Source organism: Bacillus sp. JZ105 (assembly GCF_053903125.1).
Genome location: NZ_CP096387.1, coordinates 2184194 through 2200117 on the forward strand (window position 1 = coordinate 2184194; position 15924 = coordinate 2200117).

Sequence of the window (15924 nt, forward strand, 5' to 3'; positions counted from 1 at the left end):
TTATCCTTTCGGTTTAAAGATAAGTGCGATAATAAATGAAAATAAAATCGCAGCTGATATTCCAGCAGAGGTTAATTCAAAGATACCGATACCGATGCCGATGAATCCGTGCACGTCTGCCTGATGCATGGCCCCATGAAGCAAGCTATGACCAAAGCTGACGATTGGTACGGTTGCGCCCGCACCTGCAAATTCAATAAATTTATCATAAATACCGAATCCGTCTAAAATAGTACCTGCCACAACAAAAGTAGTCATGACATGTGCAGGCGTGAGTTTGAGTACATCTAGCAAAAGCTGGCCAATGACGCAAATAAGTCCGCCTGCCACAAAAGCGATAAGATAATCCATTAGCTCTCTCCTCCTGCACGCTCAAATACGACACCGTGCGCAATGGTTGGGATGGTCTCTTTTTGCTGAACCATCATTGGGCTGAGTAACGCCCCGGTTGCCACAACGAGTACTCTTTGCAGATTCCCTGCTTTCATTTCTTGAAAAATATGACTAAATGTCACAACAGCTGAACAAGCACAGCCGCTGCCCCCAGCAAATACGTTTTGGTCGGGTGTATAGATGATTAAACCGCAATCATCGTGCTTTCGCCCAAGCTGAATGCCTTCTTCTTTCAAGAGATCCTTTAAGATCGGTGAACCAATGCCTGATAAATCTCCAGTTAAAATCAAATCGTAATCATCTACTGTTCTGCCTAAGTCTTCTAAATGCTGCTTGATGGTGTCTGCCGCTGCTGGTGCCATGGCCGATCCCATATCAAATGGATCTGTAATGCCAAGATCCATGACCCTGCCTACCGTTGCGCTCGTAATTTGAATTTGAGAGGGCTCTTGGCTGATAATAACGGCTCCGCCACCAGTTACTGTACTTGTTGCTGTATCTGGCTTTTGTCCTCCGTATTCTGTCGGATTACGAAATTGGCGTTCTGCAGTCGCATTGTGACTGCTTGTTGCTGCGATGGCTCTATTTGCAAAGCCGCCATCAATGAGTGCTGACGCAATGGCGACCGATTCCATTGAGGTCGAGCATGCCCCAAACAAGCAGAGAAACGGGATTTTCAGCTCTCTTGCCACATAGTTTGCTGTGACGTTCTGGTTGAGTAAATCTCCAGCCAGCAAAAGATCAATATCGCTTTTTTGCAAATTTGCTTTTGATAAAGCGGTTGATATTGCATCATCCATGAGCTTCCTTTCAGCCATTTCCCAGTTCTTTTGATCACAGTGCATTTCATCGTACGTTTTATCAATTAAATGACCAATCGGGCCTTCTTTTTCTTTCGGTCCTGCAGCAGTTCCTTCTGCATTGACATAAAGCTTGTGCTCAAATACCCAAGATTGTTTACCTGTTAGTTTCACCTTTCATTCCTCCTACGAAAACATCTTTTCCAAGATGTATCGAATGATCCCTACGATATATGCCGAGACGACACCAAATACAATGACGTTCCCAGCGAGTTTAAACATATTTGTGGCAACACCTAAAACAAGCCCTTCACTTTTATGCTCAAGGGCAGCACTTGTCATACTGTTAGCAAAGCCTGTCACCGGTACAGCTGATCCGGCTCCAGCAAACTGGCCGATTCTATCGTAAATACCGATACCCGTTAATAGAGAAGAAATTAAAATGAGGGTTGCCACTGTCGGGTTCCCTGCTGTCTTTTCGTTAAAATCAAAAAAGTGGATATAGAAATGTTGCAGCCCCTCACCTATCAGACAGATTAAGCCGCCAACTAAAAACGCCTTGATGCAGTTGAGGACATAAGGAGGTTTGGGCTGATACGTTTTCACCTTAGATGGATAGTTCTCTTTTAAACTCGACACGTGTTGTTCCCTCCAATTGATTAAATATAAATAAGCCAATGAAATAGTGAACCAAATACCTTTCCTAAGACGATGGCCATGAGCAGCAAAACAATTTTCCCGTCCATGCCAATTCTTTTCGTTAATATAGGAAGTACATTTAATACTTCAGTGAGTGCAGCTGCAAGCATACCGACGAAGATTCCTGATAAAAGACCGACCGGCACCGCCAGCCATTTGGTTAAATGCAGATGTATTTGACTTAAGGTGGCCCAGCCGCCAACAACCGCCCCAGTAATGACAGCCGCCTCGTACCCTTGTATGAAGCGCTGCGTTTTAGTTAATTGCATTAAGCGGGGAATGATGCCAAGCACTGTAAGAAAAGCCACAAATCCTGCTCCAACCGTTAAACCGCCGCCAAGTCCAACGAGTACGACAAAAAGCCACTTACCGATCATGGATATCCTTCAATGTTTCTTTATTTTCATTAAGTGCGACATAATGATCGAGATCGAGCTGATATTTAAACATTTCCACTTCGAGCGGACTTGGTTCTTCATTTAAACGCTTTTTAAATACATGATTGAAAAACAAAATCATGCCAAAACCGAGTCCAAAGCTATATGGAATTTGTAATAAATACGGATGCTCAACCGTTTTCCCTGTGATCATTTCATATAGGCGGATATGAACGAGCCGCATACTGACATCCTCGTGGAAATTCATAATGGCAAGCGCCGCTCCAACAAATAATAGGAGCCATACAAACACAAATAAAACGGGAGAAAGCTGGCGTTTGCCTGTATCAATTTCAACAATAGCCTCAGAGCCGCCAACGGTTTGAATGTCGATATCTGGCCACGTTTTTTTAATCATTTTGACGACATGTATGATATCAAGAACGGCGATGTGACGATCCTTTTTGCTGACATGATACACCGGCATTTTACTAAGCTTTTGCACAGCAAACTCACTACCAGTGATTTGGGCGATATCCTCTAAATAAATGAGCTGGTCGATACCAGTCTTGATTCGATGGCGCAGCCGAATAAAGATTTGTCCGTCCATCCAAGTCACTTCCTATACGATGGGTTAAAAATAGTATGTGGTGAAAAATGGTTCTCATACTGATTGAACTTGATTTACCGGTAATTACCACACAAAAAAAGCCAGCCGAATCGGCTAGCTGTCTTTTTGATCCATTTGCATTTGGATTTGTTTTAAAATTTTCTTTTCAAGCCGTGAGACTTGTACTTGTGAAATGCCAAGTCTTTCTGCAACCTCAGATTGTGTCTGGTCTTTATAATACCTTAAATACACAATGAGTTTTTCCCGTTCTTCTAATTCCTTGATCGCTTCTTTCAGTGCGATTTTGTCAAACCATCTTTCCTCAGAATGATCGGCTATTTGATCAAGCAATGTAATCGGATCCCCATCATTTTCATACACCGTTTCATGAATGGATGATGGGGAGCGTACCGCTTCTTGGGCGAGGACGACATCCTCTGGTGTGATATCAAGGTATTCGGCAATTTCCTGAACGGTTGGCATTCTTCCATGGGACTTAGACAATTCATCCCTTGCCCGCCGAATTTTATTTCCGAGTTCCTTTAATGACCGGCTGACTTTGACCGTTCCATCATCCCGAATGAATCGCTGAATTTCACCAATGATCATGGGGACGGCGTACGTTGAAAACTTTACATCATATGACAAATCAAATTTATCAACAGATTTCAGCAGTCCAATACAGCCAATCTGAAATAGATCATCTGGTTCATATCCCCTATTTAAAAAGCGCTGAACAACGGACCAAACAAGACGCATGTTTTTTTCTACGAGGAGGTCTCTTGCTTGCTGATCACCGTCTTGGCTTTTTTTGATGAGCTCTTTGACTTCATCATTTGACAGCTGGGCTTTTTTAGCTTGCTTTTTTACCTCCACATCCATATGAGCAGCTCCTTTAATTACAAAGCGCTTTGCTTTTTGATAGATGCTTTGTTAAACGGATGGTCGTGCCCATTTCTGGAGATGAGTCCACCATGACATCATCCATAAAATTCTCCATGATGGTAAAGCCCATTCCAGAGCGCTCTAAGTCTGGTTTTGTGGTGAAAAGCGGCTGTCTTGCTTCCTCAAGATCGGTAATACCCATACCTTCATCACGGATGGTGAGGTAAACGACGTGATCATCTAATGTGACATGGATATGCACCTTGCCATCTGGATTTCCATCATAGCCATGGATGATGGAGTTTGTCACTGCCTCAGATACGACGGTCTTGATTTCTGTCAGCTCATCTAAAGTCGGATCAAGCTGGGCGATAAATGCCGCAACTGTCACCCTCGCAAACGATTCATTTTGGCTTAATGCCGAAAAAGTCAGGTTCATTTCATTTCTCATGATGCCACCCCCAATGTTTGCAAAGCCGTTTGCTCAGAAGGCTCCATCCGAATGATTTTAAACAAGCCGGACATATCAAATAACCGGTTCACTGCTGGCGAGATGGCACAGACGACCATTTCCCCGCCAAGCTGCTTAATTTCCTTATATCTTCCTAAAATCACTCCGAGTCCAGAGCTGTCCATAAACGATAAATCAGCCAGATTCAGCACAATGTGGCGAATGTCTTCTGTTTCCAAATAATTCGTCACCTTTTGTCTCAATGTTTCTGCGGAGTGATGATCGAGCTCTCCTGTTAATCGAATGCAAAGTACGCTCTCTTTTACTTGAAAATCAATACCAAGGCTCATTTTTTATTCCTCCTTGCTCTAATTTCGGATAATGAGTGTTTCTCTTTTATATGAACTAAATCCTTCACCATGACAAAACTAGTGACCATTCGTCACATTTAGATGTTCTTTTCTTTTTCCTCATAGCAAAAAGACTGCCAATTACAGCAGCCTTTCGCCTTTTATTTCCACTTTACAAAATCAGCCATCGCCCGTTTGAAGAAAGTCCAAATGCCTGCCTTTTCCATTCCTTCTTTTGCTTCTACAGGACTTTCATGCAGCACTTTTCCATCTTTTTTCAAGACGATCGTACCAAGTTCCGTACCTTTTGAAAATGGAGCCTTGACATCATGAGACAATTTGATTTCTTTTTTGATCTGATCCACATTTTCACCTTTTTTCGTTAAAAGGGAGATCGGTTCAGAAGTAACGAGCTGAATGCTTTTCTTTTTCCCTTTGCTCACTTTAACCTCCGCTACATCTTGCCCTCTTTTGTAAAGCGGATGAGTCGTATATTGACTAAATGCGTAGTCTAACATTTTGACTACCTGAGCGTTTCTGTCTTTCGGAGTGCTTGCGCCGAAGACAACCGCAATGACGCGCATGTTGCCTTTTTTAGCAGATGCAGTTAAACAGTATTTCGCTTCACCTGTAAAACCTGTTTTTACCCCATCGACCCCTGGATAAAATTTAATCAGACGGTTTGTGTTGACAAGCCAGAATTTTTTATCTGTGTTTTGCCGTAAATAGTCTTCGTAGACACCTGTGAATTTGGTGATTTGTTCGTATTTCAACAGCTCTTTTGCCATTATTGCCATATCGTGAGCTGTGCTGTAATGGTCTTTTTCAGGAAGTCCTGTTGGGTTTTGAAAGACTGTTGAGGTGAGGCCAAGCTCTTTCGCCCTTTTGTTCATCTGCTCAACGAACTGTTCTTCAGATCCTGCAATATGCTCTGCCATGGCAACTGAAGCATCATTTCCTGACGCAATCGCAATGCCTTTCAGCATTTCTTTCACGGTCATTTCTTCTCCTGGTTCAAGGAAGATTTGTGAGCCTCCCATGGACGCTGCATAGTCGCTCGTTCTGACCTTGTCTGTCATTTTCAGTTTACCCTGATCAATGGCTTCCATGATGAGAAGCATCGTCATGATTTTGGTCATACTTGCGGGTGCAAGCTTTTCATCGCTGTTTTTGTTGTAAAGCACCTTTCCCGTGTCACGTTCTATTAAGATCGCTGATTTGGCTTCGTGTGCCAATTCTGATGTTTGTTTTTCTCCTGGTTTTTCAATCTTTTCTTTTGCTATCGCTGATGGTGAAACCATTGAGATAAGGATCATTAAAATAAACAATGCACATATATGACGTTTCAAGTGGCAGACCTCCATTATCGTAATCCTTTCTATTTTTTCCTCATACAGGCTGTTTTATTCAGAGATCGTATGATTACAAATAAAAAAGCCTTCTGCTTGGGTAGCAGAAGGCTTCTGGACACATGCTATGAAAGTTGTTTGACAATGTCTTTTACTAAATCAAGAAAACTTGCTTTCACTTTTTCCGTTACTTCGATCACTTCATCATGAGACAGCGGCTGATCCAAAATACCAGATGCCGCATTGGAAATGCATGAAATGCCAAGCACTTTCATTCCTGCATGACGCGCAACAATAACTTCTGGAACTGTCGACATGCCAACAGCATCTGCTCCAAGTGTTCTTAAGAAACGAACTTCAGCAGGTGTTTCATATGAAGGGCCTGTCATCCCTGCATAAACCCCTTGCTGTACAGATATGCCTAAACGCTGGGCTGTTTCTTCTGCAAGTGCCAGCAATTCTTTATCGTACGGCGCAGACATATCAGGGAAACGAACGCCTTGACTGTCATTTGGGCCAATTAATGGATTGGTTCCCATCATATTGATATGATCTGTGATCAGCATGAGATCTCCTGGACGGAATGACGTATTCACACCGCCGGCTGCATTTGTGACAATGCATGTGTCAATGCCAATTTCTTTCATCACACGGACAGGAAACGTCACTTGCTTCATATCATATCCTTCATAGAAATGAAAACGTCCTTGCATCGCGCAAACGACAGTGCCTTTCAGCGTTCCGATCACGAGCTGCCCTGCATGTCCCTCTACTGTTGAAACAGGGAATCCGGGAATATCTTCATATTTTATTTTGATTGGATTTTCTATCTCATCTGCTAAAATGCCAAGCCCTGATCCTAAAATCAATCCAACTGTTGGTACATATGTCGATGCTTGTTTAATGTATGCCGCCGCTTCTGAAAACTGTGCTCCCACGAGATTTCCCCCCTATTTGAGTTTAGATAAAAAGCTTGTTCCGTATTTTGGCATCGCTATCTTGAAATTATCTGCAACGGTTGCCCCAAGATCAGCAAACGTTTTTGCCGCCGGCAGTTCATTTGCTTCCTGATGCTTTTTGCTGTAAGCAATGAGCGGAACATATTCTCTTGTATGATCTGTTCCGTGATGAACTGGGTCATTTCCATGATCTGCTGTGATCACAAGAAGATCATCCTCTTTCAACAGGTCAAACACTTCAGGAAGACGTGCGTCAAATTCCTCTAATGCTTTTCCATAACCCTCTGGATCTCTTCTATGTCCGTAAAGAGCGTCAAAATCAACAAGGTTTAAAAAGCTGAGTCCTGTAAAGTCTGTTTTAAGTGTATCGATCAGCTTGTCCATTCCATCCATGTTCGATTTTGTTCTAAGAGATGATGTGATCCCCTCGCCGTCATAAATATCAGAGATTTTTCCGATCGCAATAACATCGAGTCCATCATCTTTCAGTTCATTCATGACTGTACGGTCAAATGGTTTTAACGCATAGTCATGACGGTTTGGCGTTCTAACAAATGCGCCAGGCCCTCCGACAAACGGACGAGCGATAATCCGTCCAACCATATATTTTTCATCTAATGTGAGTTCACGAGCAATTTCACAAATACGATAAAGCTCATCTAGTGGCACAACTTCTTCGTGCGCAGCAATTTGCAGCACAGAATCCGCAGATGTATAAACGATTAAATCACCTGTTTTCATGTGCTCTTCGCCAAGCTCATCTAAAATTTCCGTACCAGACGCAGGTTTATTGCCAATAATACCCCGGCCAGTTTTTTCTTTTAGTTCATTTAATAGTTCATCTGGGAATCCGTCTGGAAAGACTTTGAACGGTGTGTCTATGTAAAGACCCATGATTTCCCAGTGTCCTGTCATTGTGTCTTTACCGTTTGATGCTTCTTGCATTTTTCCATAGTACGCAAGCGGTTTTTCATCCGCTGGAATTCCTTTGATTTCTTTAATATGACTCAGCCCAAGCTTCGCCATATTCGGCATATGAAGCCCGTTCATTTTTTCAGCAATATGTCCAAGTGTATCTGCACCTACATCATTAAATTCAGCAGCATCTGGTGCTTCCCCAATCCCTACTGAATCCATGACGACGAGGAAAATGCGTTTATACTGATAATCAGGCATTAAAAAGCGCCTCCTTCAATATTCTTGTCTTTTGACCTTACAAACAGTGAGAGGTCAGACATCTCAAGTATAAACCGTTTACAAGCCAGTTGACAACCATAAACGGTGTAAACATGAAAAAGCATGACACCCGTTCACTGTGTCATGCTTTACTTATGCCCTTGGATGGAATTTGTGATACACATCTTTCAGTCTTGTTTTCGTCACATGTGTATAAATTTGTGTTGTCGAGATATCGGCATGTCCGAGCATCTCCTGTACAGCTCTTAAGTCCGCACCGTTTTCAAGCAGGTGTGTAGCAAATGAATGTCTGAGCGTATGAGGCGTCAGTTCCTTTTGAATCCCTGCTTCGATGGCTCGTTTTTTCAAGTTCTTCCAGAATCCCTGCCGAGACATTTTTTTCCCGTGATGATTGAGAAATAGGGCATCGGACGGCTGTTTTTTTAACAGCTTGCTTCTTCCCTTTTCGAGATATTCTTCAATCGCGCTTGCAGCAGCTTCACCGATTGGCACAATACGCTCTTTTCTTCCTTTTCCAAAACAACGGACAAAGCCCATTGTGAGGTGTACATCGGCAAGGGTCAGATCCAGCATTTCACTGACGCGAATGCCTGTTGCATATAAGAGCTCAAGCATCGCTTTGTCTCGGTAGTCAAAGGGAGTGTGCTGATTTGGTGTATCAAGCAGCTTTTCGACCTCTCCTAATGATAGAACTTTCGGTAAAGTCCGCTCTGTTTTTTGCGTTTCAATGTTCCATGACGGGTCATCCGTTGTCACTTTTTCCCGAAGCAGAAATTGATGAAAGGAACGAATCGATGATAGATGCCGTACAGACGTTTTACTCGATTTCCCTTCCTCTTTTAGCTGCTTTAAATAATGAATGATATGCAGACGCGTGACATCGCGAATATCCGTCAGCTGTTCATGTGTCATTAAAAAAGACAAGTAGTTTTGTAAATCTCTTTTATAAGAAACAATAGTATTTTCAGAGAGTCCTCTCTCTACGGTCATAAAATGAATAAAGTCGGATAATTGATCGTTCAATGATTTCTACTCCCCGTTTTGATAAAAATAAATCAATCGATCTTGCCAATTGTCTTGATTCGGCTGATCCATTTCCATCACTTTAATTGCTGCACCCTCTGGTTTATCATAACGATGGTAGCTTTCATATTCTGAATTTATCCATATCATAGCATAATAGAACAGGACGGTAAAACCAGTGAACAAGATAAATACTTTGATCACTTCACCTGTTGTTTTGAGCCATTTTCGCATGATCTTCAAGTCCTTTCTCACCTTCTCATTACTTCAGCATATGCCAGGTGGGACAAGGAATATACAGCGAAAATGCAAAAAACCTCTTCATCTTAAATGAAAAGGTTCCAATTCGGATTATTTGCCGGATTCATCATCATGACACCGGTGGCAAATACCATGAAATGTCAATCTATGATCCTTAATTTTAAATTTCCAGTCACGTTCAATAATCTCTTCGACATCTTCTAATAAATCTTCTTCTATCTCATCGACTGTTCCGCATTCCATGCAGACAAGATGATGATGGAAGTGAGCGGCTCCTTCTTTGCGAAGATCATATCGCGAAACGCCGTCTCCAAAGTTAATTTTATCAACAACTTTCAGTTCAGTGAGCAATTCTAACGTCCGATAAACAGTAGCAAGACCAATTTCAGGAGACTTCTCTTTTACGAGGAGGTATACATCTTCTGCACTTAAATGGTCTTCTTCATTCTCAAGCAGTACTCTTACTGTGGCTTCACGCTGTGGCGTGAGCTTGTAGCTGGAAGAATGAAGCTGTTTCTTAATTCGATCAATCCTATTTTCCATTGACTTTCCCTCCTACGCCACATTACTTGATCATTATATCAAATGATGTGCTGAGAGCCAACTATAATCATTTTAAATTGATAAATAAATTGATTATTAATTAATAACAATTATAAAAGAACACCTGCCAGCTTTTTCATCAGCATGAATGATATGTACGATTCAAAAAAAGACGAAAGTGCAGCAAGCGCTAAAATCATCAGCAGAACAGATGCATACCGGCCAAACCACTGGACAGGGGCTTGACTGATGGTTTTTTTCATGAAGAGCTGTCCAATGAGACGGATAGAAAACGCAATCGCACAAGTGCCAATCACTAAATAGGCTGGAATGAGCAAAATGTTTTGCGGAAGCACCGATACGAACGAGAGAAAAAATCCACTCAGCCCCATTTGATTCACGAGAAAACCAACAGTAAACCCCACAACAATTCCTTTTAAAAAGATCATAAGAAAGATAAGCGGCAGACCAACGATGGAGATTCCCAGAATCCACATAAGGCCTAAATATTTCATATGATGCAGGAAGCTTTGTAAAAACATTTCTTTTGATTCTGCTGCTTTCTCATTTGTCAGCTGACCAAAAAATTGATTTAAATAATAGAATAAATCCTCTTTCTGGCTGAATGTCATGCTATTGACAATGATGGCCCCGAAGATCACACCCATTAAAAAGAGTACAGAGACAAATAAATAAATCGAGAGATGATCTTTTACGTGCTGAAGAAGATGCTCCTTCCAAGACTTTTTCCGCATGTGTCTTCCTCCCAAATAGTAAGGTTACTAGATTCTATGAGAGAGATTACGAAACATGACAGTTTTATCGAAAGAAAAAAGAGAAAGCAGCCTGCTCACTGCTTTCTCTTTTTCCTTTATCGTGCGGCTTTTTGTACATTCACAAGCCCGGCACCATAATAAAAAGGTTCTCCAAGCTTTGTCGCCGTTTTTGACAATCTCTCGCGTACTTCATCGTTTGTCAGATTCGGATGTTTTGATAGAATGACAGCCGCAGCGCCCGCTACATGCGGTGATGCCATTGACGTTCCGCTCATGTAGCCGTATTCGTTATGAGGAATGGTGCTCAGCGTTGAAACGCCTGGTGCTGAGACTTCGATTTCCTCGCCAACAGATGAATCAAAGGCTCTTTGCTTTTTTTGGTCAACAGAGGCAACCGCCATCACTGAGCTGTATTTAGCCGGATAGTCAATCGTATTGAGAGAGCCATAGCTTCCTTCATTCCCTGCAGAAGCCACAATGAGAATCCCTTTATCATACGCTCGATCTACCGCTTCTTTCAGCGCCTCAGATTCACTTGCTCCCCCCATACTAATATTGATGACATCCATGTCATTCTCAATGGCCCATTCAATCCCTTTTATGATCCAGCTATAGTAGCCGTCACCATTTTCATCTGCCACCTTGACAGCATAGATAGACGCTTTTGGCGCAACACCAACGACACCTACCTTATTATCTAATGCGGCAATTGTGCCTGCCACATGTGTTCCATGTTCATGCGGATCAACAAGCGGATCAGACTCTGCCGGTACAAAGCTCACCCCGCCGGTGACGTGTAAATCCTCATGTTTACCGTCGATGCCGCTGTCAAGAACGGCTACTTTGACATTCTGTCCTGCGTATCCTTGTTTAGGTACCTTTTGTGCTTTGATGCTTTTGATGCCGTATGGAACAGTTTGACCGCTCGTTTTTGCTTTTTGGTCTTCCTCGATGAAGGTCACTTCTTTTGCTTTATTCAGTTTCTTTTTCGAAGTCTCATTCAACGACACTTTCATCATATCTATTTGCTCTATGGATTCTTTCACATGCCCGCCAGCTTCTTCTACAAGCTGTTTTTGGGTTTTGTCTTGAACGGAAGAAGAAAAGCCGATCATGTACTCTTTTTTTGCTTGCTCCTTTGCAGAAATATCTGACGCGCCAAACATGACCGATGCCACAAGCACACTTGCCATACAAAGCCCTGCTCCAAATGACTTGACGTTCACGATACTCACTCTCCCTTTCATTTCTTTTTGTCATTTAACTACATTTTTAGACAAAAAGAAACGACCGTTTGTCCTATTTTTTAAAATTTTTCCATTTATTTGATCTAGTTGTCACAAAAAAGCAAAATAAAAATGCTTATGATCCTCTTGATAGTGATCATAAGCATTTCGTCCTTTATGTTTCTTCATCATGTGCTGCAAGGCTTCTTGTTTTGTTTTTGTCTTCCTTTCGTGTGTGCTAAAATGCGGCATGTTTCCTCTCGACAGTTCTGGATTTCGGCTGTGCTGCCTTTGGATATGCTCTCGTTTTTTCTTTGCTTTGCTTTTTCCCATTTGGCAAAACCCCTTTCGTTAGACGTTATGATACACGATGTTTCATAAAAAAGATAGACGTAAAAACGTCTATCTCAGATTGTTGACAAAGGGCTAAAATGATCTTGATTTTAGCCCTTTGTCTTCTTTTCAGCGTGATAGAAAACCTTTGAAGTCTAGGAAGGACGAGTACTGGCGCGGAGCGAATTTGACATTCGTGAGCACCAGCACGCAGGACTGACAAAGAATGCGAGGGTTTGTCTACACGCTGAGATAGACGTAAATACGTCTATCTTTCTGTTTTCACCATATCAAGATGCGGAATCCCATCTTCATCATAAACATCTGAGACGGCCTTGAAACCAAATGATTCGTAAAATGACTTCAGGTAGGCTTGCGCCTGTATTTTGACACTTGTTTCACCTAATTCACTAAGCTTTTCCAAAGCCTTGAGGAGCAGCAGCTTTCCATAGCCTTTTTTCCGGCCGGCCTGCGTCACAAGCACGCGGCCGATGGACGCCTCTTTGTACATGATCCCGTTTTGGAAAATTCGGCAATACGCCACAATGACGCCGTTCTCTTTTGCGATGAGATGAAGCGCCTCTTGGTCCCTGTGATCAATTTCAGGGTAAGGGCATATTTGTTCTACAACAAACACGTTGACTCTTTCCATGAGAATCAAGTAAAGATCCTCTTTTGACAATTGTTCAAATGTGTGACATGTCCATTTAATGTGACTCATGATTGATATCCACCTTACCGTACACTCCGCCTCCACCAGCGATGAGTCCGACTTCGCCCTTCCTTGCTTTGATGATGTAGCCCGCTGTCTTTTCTGGCAGAACGGCTTTTAGTTCTTGTTCTGTTGCTTGATGTAAAATATTCATCTCTGTGTGAAACACGGCTTTTAGCTTCTCCAGTGTTTTAGGTCCAACTCCCGGAATAAACTGAAGCGGAAGCTGGTGAACATAAGGAGGTCTCGTTCTTTTTTCACTTTCTTGGTCAGCAAGCTCTTCTAAACGTTCACTTACTCCTTTTGTCATCCGTGTATGTCCGCATACATGGCACTCTTTTTGATCTGGCGTGTGAGGTCTAACGCCGCATTTTTCGCAGGTCGTATGATAATACTTCCCAAGCCGCGGAGCAAGTCCATAATTTCCTGTGACAGCTCTGCCATCTTTTTCTTCAAGGGCAAGCTTGAATTCGGCAAAAGAGGCATGATCCATTTTGATTTTTGTATATTCCCGCGCGATTTTCCCTAAAGAATGAGCATCTGAATTCGTTAAAAAGGGATACCGGTTCAGCTCACTCAACTGGGATGCCATTGACGTATCACAGCTAAGACCAAGCTCAACAGCATCAATAAGGTCAGGATCAAATACTTCCGTTAAAGAAGTGTTGACCCCTTTGCCGTATAGACTTTTATGCGGCGTAAAAATATGAGCAGGAATAAACAAACCTCCCAGCTCCTTAACCTTGCGCTGAAGTGTTTTCCCATCAACATAGAGGCGCTGTGAACTCAAATGCACATTTTTCATATGAAGCGAAAGCCATGCGGAAAACTCAGACATTTTGTGTAGTGTGGGCATAAATGCCAGCACATGAATCGGTCCCTTTGAATGGTCATCATTGATTTCTAATTCACTGCCTAAAAGCAGCACTGTCTCTCCAAATGATAGACCGCCGTCATTTAGTTCAGTGTACCTGCCTTCCTCTACACCTTCTATTAATTCTTCTAGGACTTCTGGAGATTGTGCATCAATCACACCAATCATCCCCATCCCTTTACTTTCTGCTGCTTCAATAAGAATTTGGTCAATTGTCAGTGACCTTGCACCTGTAATTTTGACAGCTCTGCCTGTTCTTGTTCTGCCAATATGGATATGGATGTCTGCAAAAAATTCCTTCATTTTGTTGACTCAAGTACCTCTTGCAGTTGTAAGTACTGAATGGCATAGGCTGTTTTTGCATCATAAATATGCTGCTCTTCAATGAGGTGCAAGGCTTCTTCTAAAGAAACTTCCATTACTTCGACAAATTCATCTTCGTCCAGCTCTCTTTTTTCTTCAAGCGGAACTAGCTGATCTGCTAGATAGATGTGAACAATTTCATCTGCAAAACCAGGTGATGTATAAAAGGCCGTCAGCTTTTGAAGCTGCTGAGTTGTATATCCTGTTTCTTCTTCTAATTCTCTTAATGCTGTATGTGCCGGCTCTTCCCCTTTTTCTAGTTTTCCGGCCGGAATTTCGACGATAACTCTCTCTAGTGCTTTACGGTATTGTTTGACCAAGATGATTTTATTTTCGTCTGTACGTGCAATGACGGCTACTGCACCAGGATGTTTAATGATTTCGCGTTTGCCTTGTTTTCCATTAGGCAATTCTACATCTTCAAGAACCAAATCAATGATTTTTCCGTTGTATAATTCTTTCGACGATAATGTTTTTTCTTCAAAGTCCTTCAATTTTGTCAGCTCCTCGTTCTACTTTCACTTTTTACTTCATTTATTTTAACATAGATGATTTAAGAGAAGCGAAAAGCGAAACGCTTGCTTCAATGCGCCATTTGAAATCACCTAGCTTGAATTCCTGATTTTTTTCACTTAATGTGAAAGGATAGGAGTGTGATGGAATTGAAAAAAAGACGAATTGGCACCTCAGATCTCTTAGTGAGCGAAGCGGCACTAGGATGCATGTCTCTTGGGACGGAAAAAGAAAAAGCGCTCTCTTTATTAGATGAGGCCATTGATCTCGGAATTAACTATTTGGATACAGCCGATTTATATGATTTTGGGTCAAATGAGGAAATTGTCGGGGAAGCCATTAAAAACAGACGGCAGGATTTGATTTTGGCGACAAAAGGCGGCAACCGCTTTGAAAAAGGCAAACCGGGCTGGGACTGGGACCCTTCAAAAGCGTACATAAAGGAAGCAGTAAAACAAAGCCTCAAACGGCTTCAAACAGATTATATTGATTTATATCAATTGCACGGAGGCACGATTGCTGACCCCATTGATGAAACGATTGAGGCTTTTGAAGAATTAGTAGAGGAAGGCGTTATTCGCTATTATGGCATTTCATCTATCCGTCCAAATGTCATTAAAGAATATGCCAAAAAGTCCAATATCGTAAGCGTGATGATGCAATATAGTTTACTCGACCGCCGCCCAGAAGAATGGTTCTCTCTTCTTGAAGAACAAAGCATTAGTGTCGTCGCAAGAGGTCCTTTAGCGAAAGGATTATTAACTGAAAAGCCACTTTCTCAAGCAAGTGCATCGATTCAAAAAAACGGCTATCTTCAATATTCATTTGAAGAGCTTCAGCAGATCATTCCTTCTTTAAAGAAAGTCGCTTATGACCTATCACTCACTGAACTGTCCATTCAGTATATACTGAAACATTCTGCGGTCAGTTCCGTTGTATTTGGCGCGAGCTCGGTGGATCAGTTAAAAGAAAATATAGCAGCAGCAAATGCACGTTCTTTAAGTGACCAAGAAGTCAAAGCAGTCACTTACTATACAAAACCATCTGTGTATGAAACGCACCGGTCCAAATAACAAAAAAAGATCACATGGTGTGATCTCAGATTGTTGACAAAGGGCTAAAATGATCTTTATTTTAGCTCTTTGTCTTCCTTTCAGCGTGATAGAAAACCTTTGCAGTCTAGGAAGGACGGCTACTTTTGCGGAGCGAATTTGACATTCGTGAGCACCA

At 42.0% G+C, this 15924-nt stretch carries 21 protein-coding genes; 1 reads left to right on the forward strand and 20 read right to left on the reverse strand.

Going from position 1 to position 15924, the window contains the following annotated elements:
* From spoVAE to M1D81_RS11160, 20 genes are all read right to left on the reverse strand, one after another.
* Entirely contained in the window at nucleotides 1-351 is a 351-nt protein-coding gene (spoVAE, locus tag M1D81_RS11065; RefSeq protein WP_007501045.1) for a stage V sporulation protein AE, read from the reverse strand.
* A complete protein-coding gene (spoVAD, locus tag M1D81_RS11070; RefSeq protein ID WP_024428061.1) occupies nucleotides 351-1367 on the reverse strand; it encodes a stage V sporulation protein AD in 1017 nt (338 codons plus the stop codon). The genes spoVAE and spoVAD overlap by 1 nt, the downstream gene beginning before the upstream one ends.
* Before the next feature lie 12 nt (nucleotides 1368-1379).
* Nucleotides 1380-1832 carry a stage V sporulation protein AC gene (gene spoVAC / locus M1D81_RS11075; RefSeq protein WP_456266892.1) on the reverse strand — a complete coding sequence of 151 codons (453 nt, stop codon included), beginning with the start codon at nucleotides 1830-1832 and terminating at the stop codon, nucleotides 1380-1382.
* A gap of 20 nt (nucleotides 1833-1852) precedes the next feature.
* Nucleotides 1853-2269 carry a stage V sporulation protein AB gene (locus tag M1D81_RS11080; protein WP_087977144.1) on the reverse strand — a complete coding sequence of 139 codons (417 nt, stop codon included), beginning with the start codon at nucleotides 2267-2269 and terminating at the stop codon, nucleotides 1853-1855.
* On the reverse strand, nucleotides 2259-2879 hold the full coding sequence (locus M1D81_RS11085; protein ID WP_456266891.1) for a stage V sporulation protein AA: 621 nt from the start codon (nucleotides 2877-2879) through the stop codon (nucleotides 2259-2261). The genes M1D81_RS11080 and M1D81_RS11085 overlap by 11 nt, the downstream gene beginning before the upstream one ends.
* A 114-nt stretch (nucleotides 2880-2993) precedes the next feature.
* On the reverse strand, nucleotides 2994-3761 hold the full coding sequence (gene sigF, locus M1D81_RS11090) for an RNA polymerase sporulation sigma factor SigF (RefSeq protein WP_024422864.1): 768 nt from the start codon (nucleotides 3759-3761) through the stop codon (nucleotides 2994-2996).
* Between the two features lie 13 nt (nucleotides 3762-3774).
* Complete coding sequence (spoIIAB, locus tag M1D81_RS11095) at nucleotides 3775-4215, reverse strand: anti-sigma F factor (RefSeq protein ID WP_024422865.1); 441 nt, start codon at nucleotides 4213-4215, stop codon at nucleotides 3775-3777.
* Entirely contained in the window at nucleotides 4212-4565 is a 354-nt protein-coding gene (spoIIAA, locus tag M1D81_RS11100) for an anti-sigma F factor antagonist (protein ID WP_024422866.1), read from the reverse strand. Before spoIIAA ends, spoIIAB begins: the two co-directional genes overlap by 4 nt.
* A 161-nt stretch (nucleotides 4566-4726) precedes the next feature.
* Complete coding sequence (locus M1D81_RS11105; protein WP_456267128.1) at nucleotides 4727-5881, reverse strand: D-alanyl-D-alanine carboxypeptidase family protein; 1155 nt, start codon at nucleotides 5879-5881, stop codon at nucleotides 4727-4729.
* A gap of 158 nt (nucleotides 5882-6039) precedes the next feature.
* On the reverse strand, nucleotides 6040-6852 hold the full coding sequence (locus tag M1D81_RS11110) for a purine-nucleoside phosphorylase (RefSeq protein WP_056767204.1): 813 nt from the start codon (nucleotides 6850-6852) through the stop codon (nucleotides 6040-6042).
* Nucleotides 6853-6864: 12 nt separating this feature from the next.
* Nucleotides 6865-8049, reverse strand: a complete 1185-nt coding sequence (gene deoB, locus M1D81_RS11115; RefSeq protein ID WP_456266890.1) for a phosphopentomutase — start codon at nucleotides 8047-8049, stop codon at nucleotides 6865-6867.
* 153 nt (nucleotides 8050-8202) lie between these two features.
* Complete coding sequence (gene xerD, locus M1D81_RS11120) at nucleotides 8203-9093, reverse strand: site-specific tyrosine recombinase XerD (RefSeq protein WP_024422870.1); 891 nt, start codon at nucleotides 9091-9093, stop codon at nucleotides 8203-8205.
* Nucleotides 9094-9099: 6 nt separating this feature from the next.
* Nucleotides 9100-9327 carry a YqzK family protein gene (locus M1D81_RS11125; RefSeq protein WP_024428058.1) on the reverse strand — a complete coding sequence of 76 codons (228 nt, stop codon included), beginning with the start codon at nucleotides 9325-9327 and terminating at the stop codon, nucleotides 9100-9102.
* Nucleotides 9328-9444: 117 nt separating this feature from the next.
* Entirely contained in the window at nucleotides 9445-9897 is a 453-nt protein-coding gene (gene fur, locus M1D81_RS11130; protein ID WP_024422872.1) for a ferric iron uptake transcriptional regulator, read from the reverse strand.
* A 110-nt stretch (nucleotides 9898-10007) separates the two neighbouring features.
* Nucleotides 10008-10652 (reverse strand): stage II sporulation protein M, encoded by a 645-nt coding sequence (spoIIM, locus tag M1D81_RS11135; protein WP_024422873.1) that lies wholly within the window; start codon nucleotides 10650-10652, stop codon nucleotides 10008-10010.
* Nucleotides 10653-10768: 116 nt separating this feature from the next.
* The gene (locus M1D81_RS11140; RefSeq protein ID WP_456266889.1) at nucleotides 10769-11899 is read right to left on the reverse strand and encodes a S8 family peptidase; all 1131 of its coding nucleotides are present in this window, start codon (nucleotides 11897-11899) and stop codon (nucleotides 10769-10771) included.
* Between the two features lie 111 nt (nucleotides 11900-12010).
* The gene (locus M1D81_RS11145; RefSeq protein WP_024428056.1) at nucleotides 12011-12232 is read right to left on the reverse strand and encodes a hypothetical protein; all 222 of its coding nucleotides are present in this window, start codon (nucleotides 12230-12232) and stop codon (nucleotides 12011-12013) included.
* A 268-nt stretch (nucleotides 12233-12500) separates the two neighbouring features.
* Nucleotides 12501-12953, reverse strand: a complete 453-nt coding sequence (locus tag M1D81_RS11150) for a GNAT family N-acetyltransferase (protein ID WP_456266888.1) — start codon at nucleotides 12951-12953, stop codon at nucleotides 12501-12503.
* Nucleotides 12940-14121 (reverse strand): TIGR00375 family protein, encoded by a 1182-nt coding sequence (locus M1D81_RS11155; RefSeq protein WP_456266887.1) that lies wholly within the window; start codon nucleotides 14119-14121, stop codon nucleotides 12940-12942. Before M1D81_RS11155 ends, M1D81_RS11150 begins: the two co-directional genes overlap by 14 nt.
* Nucleotides 14118-14675, reverse strand: coding sequence for an NUDIX hydrolase (locus M1D81_RS11160; RefSeq protein ID WP_456266886.1), 558 nt, complete (start codon nucleotides 14673-14675; stop codon nucleotides 14118-14120). Before M1D81_RS11160 ends, M1D81_RS11155 begins: the two co-directional genes overlap by 4 nt.
* A gap of 168 nt (nucleotides 14676-14843) precedes the next feature.
* Here M1D81_RS11160 and M1D81_RS11165 point away from each other — a divergent pair, with 168 nt between their 5' ends.
* Nucleotides 14844-15767 carry an aldo/keto reductase gene (locus M1D81_RS11165; RefSeq protein WP_456266885.1) on the forward strand — a complete coding sequence of 308 codons (924 nt, stop codon included), beginning with the start codon at nucleotides 14844-14846 and terminating at the stop codon, nucleotides 15765-15767.
* Nucleotides 15768-15924: the final 157 nt, after the last annotated feature.

Coding starts and splice junctions, on each gene's coding strand:
- fur (WP_024422872.1), bottom strand. CDS start 9,897: ATGGAAAATAGGATTGATCGAATTAAGAAACAGCTTCATTCTTCCAGC.
- M1D81_RS11085 (WP_456266891.1), bottom strand. CDS start 2,879: ATGGACGGACAAATCTTTATTCGGCTGCGCCATCGAATCAAGACTGGT.
- deoB (WP_456266890.1), bottom strand. CDS start 8,049: ATGCCTGATTATCAGTATAAACGCATTTTCCTCGTCGTCATGGATTCA.
- spoIIAA (WP_024422866.1), bottom strand. CDS start 4,565: ATGAGCCTTGGTATTGATTTTCAAGTAAAAGAGAGCGTACTTTGCATT.
- spoIIAB (WP_024422865.1), bottom strand. CDS start 4,215: ATGAGAAATGAAATGAACCTGACTTTTTCGGCATTAAGCCAAAATGAA.
- spoVAE (WP_007501045.1), bottom strand. CDS start 351: ATGGATTATCTTATCGCTTTTGTGGCAGGCGGACTTATTTGCGTCATT.
- M1D81_RS11150 (WP_456266888.1), bottom strand. CDS start 12,953: ATGAGTCACATTAAATGGACATGTCACACATTTGAACAATTGTCAAAA.
- M1D81_RS11080 (WP_087977144.1), bottom strand. CDS start 2,269: ATGATCGGTAAGTGGCTTTTTGTCGTACTCGTTGGACTTGGCGGCGGT.
- M1D81_RS11125 (WP_024428058.1), bottom strand. CDS start 9,327: ATGCGAAAATGGCTCAAAACAACAGGTGAAGTGATCAAAGTATTTATC.
- M1D81_RS11145 (WP_024428056.1), bottom strand. CDS start 12,232: ATGGGAAAAAGCAAAGCAAAGAAAAAACGAGAGCATATCCAAAGGCAG.
- sigF (WP_024422864.1), bottom strand. CDS start 3,761: ATGGATGTGGAGGTAAAAAAGCAAGCTAAAAAAGCCCAGCTGTCAAAT.
- spoIIM (WP_024422873.1), bottom strand. CDS start 10,652: ATGCGGAAAAAGTCTTGGAAGGAGCATCTTCTTCAGCACGTAAAAGAT.
- M1D81_RS11105 (WP_456267128.1), bottom strand. CDS start 5,881: ATGATCCTTATCTCAATGGTTTCACCATCAGCGATAGCAAAAGAAAAG.
- M1D81_RS11155 (WP_456266887.1), bottom strand. CDS start 14,121: ATGAAGGAATTTTTTGCAGACATCCATATCCATATTGGCAGAACAAGA.